The organism is Tardiphaga sp. GW821-FHT12E02, from assembly GCF_058807155.1.
In genome coordinates this window covers 100,710-114,355 of sequence record NZ_JBXAQK010000002.1, presented here as the reverse complement: position 1 = coordinate 114,355, position 13,646 = coordinate 100,710, and the positions used below count along the sequence as shown (strand labels likewise).

Annotated in this window: 12 protein-coding genes and 1 pseudogene; 5 read left to right on the top strand and 8 right to left on the bottom strand. The window is 58.9% G+C overall.

Translation table 11 applies throughout. The annotated features are described in order from the left end of the window. Nucleotides 1-35 precede the first annotated feature (35 nt). From xth to AC1RQ5_RS28000, 3 genes are all read right to left on the bottom strand, one after another. Complete coding sequence (gene xth / locus AC1RQ5_RS28010) at nt 36-806, bottom strand: exodeoxyribonuclease III (protein ID WP_493203869.1); 771 nt, start codon at nt 804-806, stop codon at nt 36-38. Nucleotides 807-1,169: 363 nt separating this feature from the next. Beyond that, the gene (locus AC1RQ5_RS28005) at nt 1,170-3,143 is read right to left on the bottom strand and encodes an AI-2E family transporter (RefSeq protein ID WP_493203867.1); all 1,974 of its coding nucleotides are present in this window, start codon (nt 3,141-3,143) and stop codon (nt 1,170-1,172) included. Nucleotides 3,144-3,667: 524 nt separating this feature from the next. Next, nucleotides 3,668-3,892 (bottom strand): hypothetical protein, encoded by a 225-nt coding sequence (locus tag AC1RQ5_RS28000; RefSeq protein ID WP_493203865.1) that lies wholly within the window; start codon nt 3,890-3,892, stop codon nt 3,668-3,670. Between the two features lie 1,057 nt (nt 3,893-4,949). Here AC1RQ5_RS28000 and AC1RQ5_RS27995 point away from each other — a divergent pair. Continuing rightward, nucleotides 4,950-5,144 (top strand): hypothetical protein, encoded by a 195-nt coding sequence (locus tag AC1RQ5_RS27995; RefSeq protein ID WP_493203863.1) that lies wholly within the window; start codon nt 4,950-4,952, stop codon nt 5,142-5,144. A gap of 1,415 nt (nt 5,145-6,559) precedes the next feature. Next, entirely contained in the window at nt 6,560-6,748 is a 189-nt protein-coding gene (locus AC1RQ5_RS27990; RefSeq protein WP_493203862.1) for a hypothetical protein, read from the top strand. A gap of 971 nt (nt 6,749-7,719) precedes the next feature. On the opposite strand, the gene AC1RQ5_RS27985 is transcribed toward AC1RQ5_RS27990, so the two are convergent. The 3 genes from AC1RQ5_RS27985 to AC1RQ5_RS27975 form a co-directional block, all read right to left on the bottom strand. Then, nucleotides 7,720-8,382 (bottom strand): HAD family hydrolase, encoded by a 663-nt coding sequence (locus AC1RQ5_RS27985; protein WP_493203860.1) that lies wholly within the window; start codon nt 8,380-8,382, stop codon nt 7,720-7,722. A gap of 208 nt (nt 8,383-8,590) precedes the next feature. Continuing rightward, on the bottom strand, nt 8,591-8,839 hold the full coding sequence (locus AC1RQ5_RS27980) for a SemiSWEET family sugar transporter (RefSeq protein ID WP_493204520.1): 249 nt from the start codon (nt 8,837-8,839) through the stop codon (nt 8,591-8,593). A gap of 4 nt (nt 8,840-8,843) precedes the next feature. Beyond that, complete coding sequence (locus tag AC1RQ5_RS27975) at nt 8,844-10,013, bottom strand: zinc-dependent alcohol dehydrogenase (protein ID WP_493203858.1); 1,170 nt, start codon at nt 10,011-10,013, stop codon at nt 8,844-8,846. Nucleotides 10,014-10,124: 111 nt separating this feature from the next. Between AC1RQ5_RS27975 and AC1RQ5_RS27970 the strand changes: the two are divergent. Continuing rightward, nucleotides 10,125-10,911, top strand: a pseudogene (locus AC1RQ5_RS27970) (SDR family NAD(P)-dependent oxidoreductase). Between the two features lie 570 nt (nt 10,912-11,481). Next, a complete protein-coding gene (locus AC1RQ5_RS27965) occupies nt 11,482-11,667 on the top strand; it encodes a hypothetical protein (RefSeq protein WP_493203856.1) in 186 nt (61 codons plus the stop codon). Between the two features lie 1,082 nt (nt 11,668-12,749). Here AC1RQ5_RS27965 and AC1RQ5_RS27960 read toward each other — a convergent pair. Beyond that, complete coding sequence (locus tag AC1RQ5_RS27960; RefSeq protein WP_493203854.1) at nt 12,750-12,896, bottom strand: hypothetical protein; 147 nt, start codon at nt 12,894-12,896, stop codon at nt 12,750-12,752. After that, nucleotides 12,893-13,129: a hypothetical protein gene (locus AC1RQ5_RS27955; protein WP_493203852.1), complete on the bottom strand. Its 237-nt coding sequence runs from the start codon at nt 13,127-13,129 to the stop codon at nt 12,893-12,895. The genes AC1RQ5_RS27960 and AC1RQ5_RS27955 overlap by 4 nt, the downstream gene beginning before the upstream one ends. 153 nt (nt 13,130-13,282) lie before the next feature. Here AC1RQ5_RS27955 and AC1RQ5_RS27950 point away from each other — a divergent pair, with 153 nt between their 5' ends. Then, on the top strand, nt 13,283-13,618 hold the full coding sequence (locus AC1RQ5_RS27950) for a hypothetical protein (protein WP_493203850.1): 336 nt from the start codon (nt 13,283-13,285) through the stop codon (nt 13,616-13,618). Nucleotides 13,619-13,646: the final 28 nt, after the last annotated feature.

The following is a 13,646-nucleotide window of genomic DNA, read 5'->3' as shown; positions in this document are numbered from 1 at the left end:
GGCCGCATCGCTGCGGCCATGCCGGGCGATCCGCCTCATGCAAGCGTGATCCACACCGGTGCGTGGTCGCTCGGATCTGCTTTGCCGCGAATCTTCCGATCGACGCCGGCTGCGGTGAGTCTACGGCCCAGCTTGGGACTCAGAAGAAGGTGATCAATGCGAAGGCCGGCATCTCGTTCGTAGCGGTTTCTCCAGTAAGACCAGAACGTATACATCGGCTCGCCAGGATGCTGCTCGCGCAGCGCGTCCATCCATCCCTTCTTGAGAAGCCTTGCGAACAGAGCCCGACCTTCGGGTTGAACCAGCGCGTCTTTGTCCCACGACTTCGTCGGGTAGATGTCGAAAGGTGTCGGGACCACGTTAAAGTCGCCGGCGATAACTGCCGGCGCCCCCGATTTCAGGATCTTGTTCGCATGCGCATTGAGCCGCTTGAGCCATGCCAGCTTGTAGTCGAACTTGGGTCCGGGCCGCGGATTTCCGTTGGGCGCATAGATGCAGGCAACGAGTACACCATCGACAGCGGCTTCGATGTAGCGGCTCTGGTCGTCCTTCGTATCGCCGGGAAGGCTCCGTCGCGTCACGACGATCTCGGACTTCCGAGCGAGGATCGCGACGCCATTCCACGTTTTCTGACCGACCCATTCCGCTGAATAGCCGGCTTTGCGCAGTGCCCCTTCCGGAAAGTCGGATTGCGAAGCCTTAAGCTCCTGCAGGCAGACGACGTCGGGCTTTGACGAATTCAGCCAAGCCAGCAGGTTAGGAAGCCGCTTGTTGACATTGTTGACATTGAAGGTTGCGATCTTCACGCGTTTTCTTTCGCTCGGCTCGCCTTAAGGCGATAGAATCACGATGCGTACGGCGTGTCCTCGACCAAGTGTCCGTTGGGTCAGAATCGCCGCCCTCCCACCAGACCGGACCTCACCCAGTACCTGCTTGGCTGCGCCCCGTTACGATGCAACGTAGCTTCCGCCTCTTCGTTGCCTGCCGCATCACTTCCGACGAAACCCAGATCGCTGATCTGCTTATTGATCTTCACGACCGTTGCACGTGAGGTGTTTTGCCACCGCCCCGAGACGATGCCGTTGTGGGGGGCCAAAGTCTAGACCCACCGGCCCTCAGGCGACACACTCGTACATGGTCCCGTGGTAGCACTGATGCCTGAGCGTCGCTTATTTGACGATTGTAGCGCGCTCGGGCGCAGGCAATGAGATCGGCTCGGCCGATGCTGCCTCTAGGATGGTCGCCAGCGTACGGCTTGGAGAGGAAGCGGCGAGATCTGCCCTCGCCTCGATACGGTGCCGCTCCGCAGCCTCATCGTCGACGCGGTCCGACCAGCAACAAAGGACAATCCGGGCCTTTGGCATCCTGCGTCTAAGGCGCCTGATCGCGAAACGGGTGCGGGAGGCTGCTTCGTCGCTTATGTGAACCAGACAGATCATCTGCACACCATCCGGCTGCAATCGGACGATATTAGTATTGGTCAGAGCCTCGGATGGTTCGGATCGCGCCGGGATCCCGTGCGTCGTCGCCAAGTGAGCCATTACCGAGGCAGCGGCTTCGTCAAGCATGGAGCGGCCAGCAACACAGAGCACCGGATGCTGTCCATCCCAACCACGCGCAAGATCGTCTCGCTTGAGGACCGGCATCCGCTCGATGTTCGCCTCCTCCTTGGTCCGATCAACCGCTGTGGCCGCCTCGGCATCCGTCGTCGGGACTAGGTCTTCTTCTTCCTCGTCGATGTTAGCCAAATCGGCAATGAACTCATTGACAGAATCGCGTAGTTTGTCCTGACGGTCGGCATGTAACGCTCCACGATCGGCGTCGTTCTGGGCCAAGCGCAGGCCAGGCAGCGCAACCTGGTCATAGTAGGACGCGAGTGAGCTCTCTTTGAGGAACTGCTCCGCCTTCTCCGCCGCCTCCTCGGGGTCCGCGGCAAGCATGCGCTGATAGAAAATCTCAGGCGGAGTCAGGGCCGGCCTGTCGCCGAACATGACGTCGAGAAACTGCAGCTTCTCGACATGTCTGCCGAGAACGACGAGACAAACGGTCAGCGGGGTTGCGAGGACAAGGCCAATCGGCCCCCATAAAGCGGTCCAGAAGGTCGCCGCGACGACGACAGCAACCGGCGAAAGGCCGGTGCTGCGTCCATAGACCAGTGGTTCAATTACGTGGCCAACCAGTGGCTCCACGACTAAGAACAGGGCTGCTGTCCAAAGAAGAAGCGACCAACCAGGATCGACGGCGACGGCGAGAATCAGGGGAAACGCCGCTGCAATCACGGCGCCGACGTAAGGCACGAACCGCAACACCGTCGCCAGGATGCCCCACAGGATCGGACTGGGAATGCCAATGGCCCATAGACCGACACCGATCACTATGCCGAACGCGCCATTCACGGCAATCTGCGTGAGAAACAAGCGACTGAGACGCGCGGCTGCGTCGTCGAGTGCCGCCGTCGTTCGCTGCAGGTCATGCGCCCCAGCCAGCCGGATCAGCCGATTGCGGAGGTCTTCCCTCTGGATCAAGATGAAGATGACAAAAATGATGATAATCCCGGTGGTCGTCAAAGGGTGAACCAATGGCGACAGTACCGTCCGTAGGTTCTCCAAGGCGCTAGGGTCTGGCTGTCGCACTTCGACGGGGACCGGCGTCGCCGATCCAGATGGAGTCAGAGAGGCTGGCCCAGGGGGGCCAGTCGCAGGTGCGGGCTTGTCCAGTTCCTTGCTCAGATCCTTGAGCATGTCGGAAGCTCGCTCCAGCGTGCCACGCCCAGCTGTCGTGGCCCGCACCGAATGGAGCTTTTGACTCACGGTCGTCTGGTACTTCGGAAGCTCGCCGGCAAGGTCGCTCAGCTGCGCCGCGAACAGGCTTGCCATCCCCAGGATGCACGCGAACGCACAGAGCACGACACCAACAACCGCCACACTGCGCGGAACACGAACATGTTGCAAAGCCTGGACCGCAGGGGCCAGCACGAAGGTCAGAAGGATCGCCAAGGCTACCGGAACGAATATCTCCCGGCCAAAGTAGAGCGCGGCAATGATCATTGCCGCTAGAATGGAGCTTGCCACCGTGGCGACCAGCCCTGCGGGCTCCTGGTCGCTTTTGATACGGTTCACCTGCTGCGCGGGTTCGACATGCATACTCAGCTCCCCCAACGTTCTGACCTAGCCTGAGTGCCCAGAATTCCGCCGGCGCATGAGCGCCCAACAAATCAGAGAAGACGCGACGACAACACCCGACGTCACGGATGCACTGCGCAGGGGTTTCGTCGATAGTGATGCAATAGTTGCCGCTGGTCCGATTCTGTCAGCCGACGGCGCGGCGGTTACGGCGGCGCGCAGACGACTTGCGAGAGGCACGATGGGCTTCGCTGGTCGCTTCAGTCGGTAGATTGCCAAAATAGCGCAAATGAGAGCCGCAACGACAAGGAAAGCGGCCAAGGCACCGAGCGCTTCGAACAGTCCGTAGTATAACTCGACCCATCGGAAACCAGCCGTTGCACCGACCAAAAGGGCAGCTATCGAAAAAATCGCTGCCGCTGAATAAAGGCCCGCAACAATTGCGTATGAAACCGCGATCGCACACGTCTGTTCGACTTGGTCATGCACATAGGAGCCAGCGGCGCGCTTTGTCCGGTCGAACTTCCGGCTTAACTCATCCAGCATCACCAGCGCCTTTTCGAAGCTCTCCCGATCAGAAATGCGACGATCAAAGCAGCGAGTGGCGCTTGGCGCACTACCTTGCTCAAGGTGTCCAGAGAATTGCCGGGCTTACGTCCTTCCTCGATCGTTTCCTTGACGGTTGTTGCCGCAGATTTCACGCCCTCGGTAACCGTCGAGACGACGTCCGAAAGTTGCTCGGTGACGGAAGGAGTTTGCTCGTCGGCCATGGTTATGCTCGCTGGGTCAAGGTGCAAGGCGGGATTGGTTCGGAAATCGACGGTGCAATGTTCCAGTCGCACGCTCGTTCCACAGGCGTAATAATTTATTGATAGCGAACGAGCTTTAACCGCTCACCAGTCTCTGCAGCAGTTATCGAGCCATCGCACGCCGCCGACAGTATCGACTACATCTCGGCTCTCAAATCGATAGGCCGCCCGCCATCGTTCCTGCTCTTTTGCGGTCTGGTGGGCGGACGCTGCCCTCACGCGGTTACGATCCGTGAGATGTGTGTGTACTGAGAGATCCTCGAATGTTATTGCGTGGTTTCGCGGAACTCCGTTCGCATTGAAAAGGCATCCGCGTCGGCGAGAGACTTGTCGGAACTGGAAGGCCAGTTGCCGCGATACCTTGGCTTTCTCTCGGCAGCGGTAGAGGTGCCGGCCCCGCTTCCTGGCTGGGGGCGCAAGAAACGGGACCTTCCCCGCGCCCGTCGTCCAAGCCAAGCGCGTCGGTTAAAGCGATAGCCTTCTAGAAGTTCCTAGATGATTTACCCGCAAAGGCCTTATCGAAAGACCGGTGCGCTCCAGAGGGCCGATGCTTCTATTGCTTCTGCTCGGCTTTCGGCTTCTTCCGCGGATCTAATAAAGTGCTTCTTCACGCCGCTGCCCGTTGCCATAGCCGCATCCTCTCGAAAACGCGCTGCGAGATCGCGAAGGCCGGCTGGATCGGGCTCTAAATTGAGGCTTCCCTGGCGCTCGTCTCCGTTTGTTCGGTTCGCATCATTCGCTCCAGGAATGACGGTCCCTTGTCTCTCAATCTTCATTGGCAGGCCCTCCATTGTTTGATGCTAAAGACTTTCAAAGTGCGGACGTTCCGCCAACAAGCGCACTGTACTGTGCGCGGAGACCAAGCCTTGCAGATGGATGCAAGCCGGCCCATGGAGCCCGGCGTTGGCTTGCCACGAGTATCTAGTCAGTCCGACATCAGCTAAATGGTGGGTAACAAAGGGCGTGGTTGGCTGCCGTTGAATTCCGCGACGTGCGGGAAAGATCGAAAGGAAAAGCCGTGAAGAAAAAGTCTGCCGAAGGAATGACAAACGCCGCTCGCGCCGAAGCTGTTTTTAAACCTGTGAAGAAGGATTCCCTGCCGTTGGAAGGGCAGGCCTTGGAAAAGAAAGCTTTCGACGATAATCGCGAACGGCTTAAGGCGGAACGGCTCGCGCGCGAAGCCGAAGCCCGGATGAAGAAGATCAGTGGCTGAAATGAGCAGTCGAAAATGGCTTACGTTCATCGCTTTAGTCTTTGTATTCTCGGCCGCGGCCGTCGGCACTTGGTACTATCGCAGCAAATGCCACGGTTGGGATGCATGCGCAGCTGCAGAAGCTGAGAGTCACGAGCGGGAAAAGCCGCCCGAGCCGCAGTGAAGAAAGTAGCCGGTGCGCGGTCGATTACCGTCTGCGGCTTCGGCTTCATCATCTTACAGAGCGATCCCGAAGCGGGCTTTCGCAGCAGCCTGAATCTCAGGTTCTTGGCGTTACCCTTCCCCGTCGCGCTCGTCTTCATTCGAGCGAGATGGACTGCCGACCGCGGTAGCCCCTTCAGCTCGCAGGCGAGGATGGCAGCTCTAAGCATAGGAAAGAGTGCTTTGACGCTGGAGAACTGTCCGAAGAATAGTTCTTCGATGTGGACATCGACGGCGACGCGTTTAACGATGCCGGCGACGCCGACCGTACGGCTGACGATGGTTCCTTCGAGCCGAACTGTCTGGGCAGCGAGACCTCCGTCTGTGAAGATTCTGGCAACGCCGAGCGACGTTCCGGGATCCAAGCCGAGCACGTACTTACGCGCCCAGGATAGAGGCTTCGCTTGGTTTACCCCTTATCGATGAGAGCAAGTTTGCGCGTGCCCTGGTTCAAAAGCGTTGCACGGGCCGATGAGGCTTACAGGGTCTCGAACAGGAACCGCAGGCTCGCCATAGCGACCGCTGCCAGGACGACAGCCACCGAAGCGGCGAGTTCCGCCTCTAATCGTCGGTCTTGTCTGTCTGTCCACCATTGTGCGATTCTGCGCGGCATTCACGTCCCTGACAATACGTCTACGCGCCAATGATATGAAACAGCGCAGGGAGGCTGATAGCCAATAGCCCCAGCGTCACGAGGCCCAGCACCAAGCCTTCAGGATCGTCTTTGTCTGGCGGGGGCTCCGGTCCAACTCGATTGGCGAACAGTCCAAACATTTTTCAGCCTCACGTCTTGCGAGCCACTTATCCCTGAGCCATCCGATACTCGTCTGCTTCCGCTTTGTCGTACGCTTGCAACCCATCACCATCGACATCAGGAGGCAACCTCCAGAGGCCGAGACGCTGTCGCGCGCTTGTATCGGTCAATCGCCCTGTTCGACAACAGCAGTCGACTTCGCACGCCCTGCCGAATCATTTCTTCAACGGCTTTCGAGAGAAAAACTGCAGGACGAGGCGTCGTCAATTTCTCCAGAACGCTCCAGATAGTTCCAGGCGACTTGCACTGACTGCTCCATGAGCACGGAAAGCTGAGCCATCTGGTAAGTCGACTGCTGCATGAACAAACAAGAGGCACATGGCTGACTCGTTCCATTCTGAAGAGGAACGGACAATACGGGAGCTGGTTATTCGCCCAGCCTTAAATCAAGGAGACGCCTGTGAAGAACGTCGAAGACAACACACCGAGTGATAAGGTCAAACCCGATCCCCGTACCGAGCAGGACAAGGGCAGCCTGGCGCAGAGCGACAAGCCCTGGGAGAAGAACCCGCAGAACACGACAGACTCAGGGTCGCCAGATACGCCGGCGCCGGATCTGGAGAAGTGGCAGAAGACAAATACCCACTGAACCGCCGCATTCGCGGCCCCGGCGTGTTCGCTGTCCAGATCAAATTCCTGTTTAGAGTCTTACAGAGATTTGGTACGGCGTTTAGCCATGCCACACACTCGCAAGCCGCTTTGCCCAGATTGCAAGACCCCGACGAGTTGGGTCCGTTCGACCCCTACGAAGCCGGGTTTTGTGGCGCATACATACGACTGTGCCAAATGCTCGCAGGTTTACACAGTCATTGAGCCCGACCCAATTAAGGTTGCCGAAGGGTGGGTGAAAAGCGAGCTTAAACCTCCTTCCTCGTAGCCATGCCACGCCGACCACTCACGAAAAAATGGACCGAGGATGATGTCGCGAAGCTGCTGCAGCTGATCGAAGGCGGCTCGACGCTCTTTCATGCCGCAGCTGCACTTAACCGCGCGACCGTATCTGTACAGAAAAAAGCTCGCCAGCTTGGAAAAGCTTTTCCAGGCGTGCGCGAAGTTCGCGCGGGGCTGAGATCGGCCGGGGCTCTCGACCCTTCCAAAAAATAAGATCAGTACGGCGGTTTCTTAGAAGGTCGGGCAAGCGAGATATAGCCTTGGCGATCCGCCTCGCCCCATCCCTGCTCAGATGCTCGCAGGCATATTTATAGTCGCGGGCGTGCAAGTCTTCCCGATGTCCGACTGAGAGGATGCGAGGACGAGGGCATCATCGCAATTCTCTAGCGGTCTTCCTTCACGACCGTCACCCGAAGACCGCTCATCCGCCGCAGCCCACACAAACGGCCTAGAAAGCAAGGCTTCCAGTAGGAGATGCATGGATGTCGACCAAGCCTGCACAAGCCATCATCCATCATTCCGGCCTCGCAAGGACACGGAGCGAGAGACGCAGGAGGCAGTCGTCGCGGATGCCGGCAACACGGAAGTGGACGACCGCGATCTCGTCCATGACGAGGGTGGCACGCTCGATCTAGGCGAGGACAGATCTGAACGGCGACGACTGGGGCGTCATGTCGCGAGGATGGACTGCGTGAAGCGGGCGAAGAGCGACGCAGGGCCCGGATAGACATCGACACATCCCGCCGGGCGCAGCAGGGTCTCTGTGAATCCGCCGCATAGCACGCCGATAGGCGTGATCCCTGCCTTCACTGCGGCCTGTGCGTCGTAGGGCGAGTCTCCGATCGCGACTACGTCGAGGCCGTCCATGCCGAGCTTCTTCAGGGCGACCTCGAATATGTCCGCGGCAGGCTTCGATTCTTCGGCATCCTCGGACGACGTCTTTACGTCGACCAGTTCTGCGATGCGCGCGATGTCGAGATAGGTCTCCAACTCGTCGCGTTTGGCGGAAGACCCGATGGCGATGCTAAGGCCGGCTTCCCGAGCACGCTTCACCAGGTCGGGTACCGCCGTGAACGGACGTACAAGGGGCAGGTACTGGGATTTGAACCGCTGGCCGCGCCAGTTCTCCAATTCTTTCCCGTGGTCCCGCTGCTCGTCCGCAGACAGGAATTCAGGAATGAGCTTATCGCCGCCCTTGCCGATCTGGCCTCTTACCTGCTCGAAGCTGACGGCGTGGCCAAACTCCCCCATGGCTTCGTACCATGAAAGCGCATGTAGATCGACGGAGTCGAGCAACGTACCGTCCAGGTCGAAGATTACGGCTTTGGGCAATTCACACCTCCACTACCTTGCATATTTTCGATGAAGGCCTAATGGCCCGACCTTGCGTTCTCAAGCCGCGAGCGGTCCGTCGCCGGCACGCCTCGAGGATACTGATCGTGACTCAATAGTCCGCGATACCGAGTGAGTTTCATGCAAAAAGAGCCGCACGGGCCGGCGCCGGACTTTCAGGTCGGGTCGATCGCATGTCTCGTACTTTTCAGGCAAGCACAGTGGCGGAAAGCGCCGCTCCGACGCCGTTGCCCGCCGCGATGACCCAATCTGCTTTCAGAACTCCGTAAATGATCCAGACGACGAGTCCCGTCGTGAGAATGCCCAAGGTCTTGAGTGACAAGTCCTCCGTTGATCCGCACGGCAATGCCTTGCGGACCTGTGGCACATAGGACAACGACGTCAGCAGGGCGGCAAGCGCTCCGATCCACGACAGGATACCTTGGAAAGTTTCCATCAAGTCAGGGCTTCAACACGACCTTGATGCATCCGTCCTTCTTGGCGCGGAACGTCTTGTAGAGCTCCGGCCCGTCCTCAAGCTTGGCGCTGTGCGTGATGACGAACGACGGGTCGATGTCGCCTTTCTCGATCCGCTCGAGCAGGATCGGCAGATAGTGCTGCACGGGGGTCTGCGCCATACGAAAGGTCAAACCGCGGTTGATCGCGGACCCCATCGGGATCTTGTCGACGAAACCGCCGTAGACTCCCACGATCGAGACCGTGCCGAAGTTGCGGCAGCAGTGGATGGCCTGTCGCAGCACGTGGGGGCGGTCGGTCCCCATGAAGGTCGCGACCTTGACGCGGTCGATGACGGCATCGAGGCCGGACATCGTATCGGGTTCCGTCCCGACAGCGTCGATGCACGCGTCGGCGCCCCGCCCGCCCGTCAACTCCTGGATCCGGTCGTAGACATCTTCGTTCCGAAAATCGATGATCATGGCGCCGGTCTCGCGCGCCATCTCCATCCGCTCCGGAACGGTGTCGATCGCGATGACCCGTTCCGCGCCCAGCATGAAGGCGCTGCGGATGGCGAACTGACCGACCGGTCCGCATCCCCAGATGGCGACGGTCTCGCCTCCTTTCAGGTTGCAGAAGTCCGCAGCCATGTAGCCCGTGGGAAAGATGTCCGAAAGAAACAGGACCTGGTCGTCGGTGAGATGGTCCGGCACTTTGATGGGGCCGATGTCCCCATAGGGAACGCGAAGATATTCGGCCTGCCCACCGGAATAGCCCCCGAGCAGATGGGAATAGCCGAACAGCCCGGCCGGAGAGTGGCCCCAGAGCTTGGAAGCCTTTTCGGCGTTGGGATTGGATCGCTCGCATCCCGAGTAGAAGCCGCGCTTGCAAAAGAAGCATTTGCCGCAGGAAATCGTGAACGGCACCACGACCCGGTCACCGACCTTTAGCTTCTTGTTGTCGGCGCCCACCTCGACGACCTCGCCCATGGTCTCATGGCCGAGGATGTCGCCGTGCTCCATCGAAGGAATCACGCCGTCGAAGATGTGCAGGTCGGATCCGCAGATCGCGCAGGCCGTCACCTTGATGATCGCATCTTGTCCGTGCTGGATCTTGGGGTCCGGCACACTCTCGCAACGGATGTCGTTCTTGCCGTGCCATGTCAGCGCTTTCATGGGGTCCTCCGTGGGTTGCCAACACAAACGATGGAAAGAGGTACCGTTCCATGAACGAGGAACACGCACCGCAAACGGGAGTTGCTCGGCCGCATACAAGAAGAGAGCGCCATGTCAGATGCCCGACCATTCGCCGTCGTCACCGGAGCTTCCACCGGCATAGGTCTGGAACTAGCCAAACGCTGCGCCCGCGACGGATACGATCTGCTCATCGCAGCCGACGAGCCGTCCATTGAGGATGCGGCCGCGATGTTGCGCGACACCGGGGCAGAGGTCGAGGCGCTGAACGCCGATCTCGGCACGATCGAAGGAGTGGATGCTCTCTACGAAGCGCTTGCCGGCCGACCAGTGGATGCCCTCCTGGCGAACGCGGGCCGAGGTTTGGGACGCGCTTTCCTCGATCAGGACTTCGAAAAGGCGAAGCGGGTCATCGATACGAACATCACCGGCACCGTCTATCTGATCCACAAGATCGGCAACGACATGCGACGCCGGAATTCCGGACGTATCCTGATCACGGGCTCCATCGCGGGCTTCATCCCCGGCAGCTTCCAGGCTGTCTACAACGGAACGAAAGCTTTCCTCAATTCGTTCTCGGTCGCGCTGCGGGAAGAGCTCAAGGACACCAAGGTCACGGTAACCTGCCTGATGCCTGGTGCCACCGACACCGAATTCTTCCGGCGTGCCGACATGGTTGTTACGGGCGTCGGACGAAAAGGACGACCCGGCAAAGGTGGCCGCCGACGGCTTCGAAGCAATGGCGAGCGGCGCCGGATATGTGGTCAGCGGGTTGAAGAACAAGGTCCAGTCCGCCGCCGCCAACGTGATCCCCGCCGATATCCTCGCCGGGCAGCATCGGAAGATGGCGGAGCCGGGGTCGGCGAAAGACCAGGCGTAGTCAACACGATCGCTTCCACCTTCGGATAATTTCGCAGTGGTCGTTGACGTGCCCTTAGCAGCCGGAGGAGATCGATCGTCTGCGAGTATTAGGCGCGGCGGGTGCGACCGTGACCCGCGCGACAGCGGCACTCAATCGATCCGCTAGTTCAGTTCTTGGCCATCGAGATCGGTGCGCTACTCGGGTGCGGGCGTTGCGGGCTGCCCTGCGAGACGCAGACTGATGAGGGAACTAAACCGCATCAGTTGCATTGTTGAGCGCTATCAGGGCGGATGTACCCCTGACGATGCAAGGCCTCGGTCCGATACCGGGGCCTTTTCCATTTTACGCAGCGGAACGAGGTCGTCGGGCGATCATTGGAGCCTTGAAAGTAAGGCACCATGGCAAACGATATGCATACTGGTGGCCGCGACACTCGAAGCGGCGCTTATGACGCGGTTACGCCTGTGAAAAAACAGCCGGCCGACCACGCAGCGCACCCTAACGCTTCGGGACATGTCGATATTCCCGAAGGGCTTTTTCGCGAACGCCAGGGGCCGTTAAAGCCCGCACGGGTCGCGAAACATCCGAATGAAAGAGGGCGCGATGCTTGAAGAGAAGATCATGGAAGCCATCAAAGTAGAGTTGAAGCGCCAAGCGGCTGATAAGCCAAGTGGTTTGTTGATCGACACGGCCAAAGGTTTTTACGTTAGCGGCGGTATCGACCTCGAAGCCCTCGCCACGGCGGTCGCCGGGAGCGTTGCTGGTGGCCCATGAGGTAGAAACCAATCCAGTTAGGCTTCGCCAACTAGCTGATCGGGCGAAGCGGCTTGCTGCTGGCGTTCATGACCCGGAGACAAAATCTCGATTAACAGCAGCGGCTGCAGAGTATGAGCAGAGGGCGAAAGAGGTTGAGATGGACGACGGAACAGGTCAGTAGGCAGTGCCGTTTGTTTAACGGCGCTCTATGGACTTCATCGCCTTTCTCATTTGAAACGGATATTGCGTAGTTCCGGTCTTTTAAGTCTGGACGCTCTTAGCTCAATCGCTGCGCGATGCCGTCTGCGATATCAGCGGCCATGATGTCATCTGAGGCTTCGGCTCTACCCTCATCAGCTATTGCCTTCCATCGACTAGATCGAAGTGGTACCGGGGCTTGTTCATTTCCTGATGGTGTGAGCTTGTGCCCACAACGGGTCCTGGCCGGTTTCGTCTCGACTCCTGTTCCAATTTTCAATTAAAATCAGGCGTCGCCGTTCGGCCAGAGGCTTGTCCCGGTGATAAGACTTGTCCCCTTGCCCCCATCGACACATGACGCAGCCTTCGTCCCCTAGCATCGAAAATATCGACGAGACCGTCGATCGATATGTGAGATTGATTGCCGCTGCTCTCGACCAACAGCAAGCTGACGAGGTTCGAAGTATGGCGGCTGAGATAATGCAGCGCGCACGAAAGGTGCCTGTAGGACCCGATAGGAATGAATTGCGACAGGCTGCCATCGGATTGATGTGGCTTATTAAAAGAGGTTTGGCAGGAAAAGTGCGAAATCGAGGGCGCCGACAATGCCGCTTCGCTCTAGGTCCGGAAGAAAACGAACCACAAGACAGCCATCAATAGGCCTGCCAATCCGACGCTAACGATCAGTAGCATCAAGATCGATGGGCCTGGCTCCGCCTGTCGAGCTTCCGTGGCCGTCTCGACAATTCGACCATCTTCTTTTTTGGACATCTGATTTCCGATCCAGAGACGACAAGCGGCCCGGCCGTTGGGACGAAACCGGACCGCCAGGCGGGGCGGAGGCTGAGGGGCAATACGCCGCCGCTGTGCGACTACGGCTGATTGCGAGTTTTGATCCCCAACTATTCCAACGGCTTGTCGTCCTCTGTCGGCGCCTCTGACTTCGGCGTCGCAATGTCGCCGTCGTCAGACACTCGAGGTGGTCCAGGATCCTCAGCCTTGTCCACCCGATCCAGCAACGAGCCCGAGGGTGTCTTCTTGATGCTCATCGAGAGCCCTTCTCCCGCCGGACGCCCTTGAACTTCTTCGCGACGGTTGTTTTCTTGGCGACCTTCTTCTTCGCTGCTGCAGCCTTTCCCGGCGCCTTCTTTGCGGCTGTCTTCTTGGCCGCCTTCAGCGTTTTCAGGGAACGCTTCGGGATTTTCGGGCGAGGACTTGCTTTCAGAGGTACGACTGCTGCGAATTCGTGAAGGCCACGATCCTCATCGACGAAACGACGCAAGCCCTCGCTTTCACCAGCTGCATCTTCGAGGACTGCAACGTCGGCCGGCTGACATAGCTCGCTCCCGTTTGCGATGATCAGATCGGTGCCTACCGTTCCGGAAGGCGTTCGGTGAGGAGACCGGGTCTACGCACGGCGGTGAGAGGGCGTGCCGTGAATTGCTTTGCCGCTTGCGTATGTCCGGCGGGTCTCTGGCAGGAGCTGATCCCGCTGGTTGTGAAGACCGTCAAGCTTCGCACGCCCCAGCAGGAGTTCAGCCGCGGCCGTGTCGATCCCAGCCCGTCGCAGGCTCAGGATGTCGGCTCGCTGACGTTTGGCCTGAGTTTTCATGTGATTGATTTCTTTGAGAACTCCTTCGATGCCCATGCTTGCAATTCCCGATTTGGTCAGATAGAACAAAGCGGCAACAAGAGAGTCAACTGGGCGTGGCGAAGGAACCCAAATTTTGCTTCGCCTGTCCGATCACCGCCCAACTTCGAAGCCATTTAATCGCAAGGCAAAACCGTCCAAATCGTTG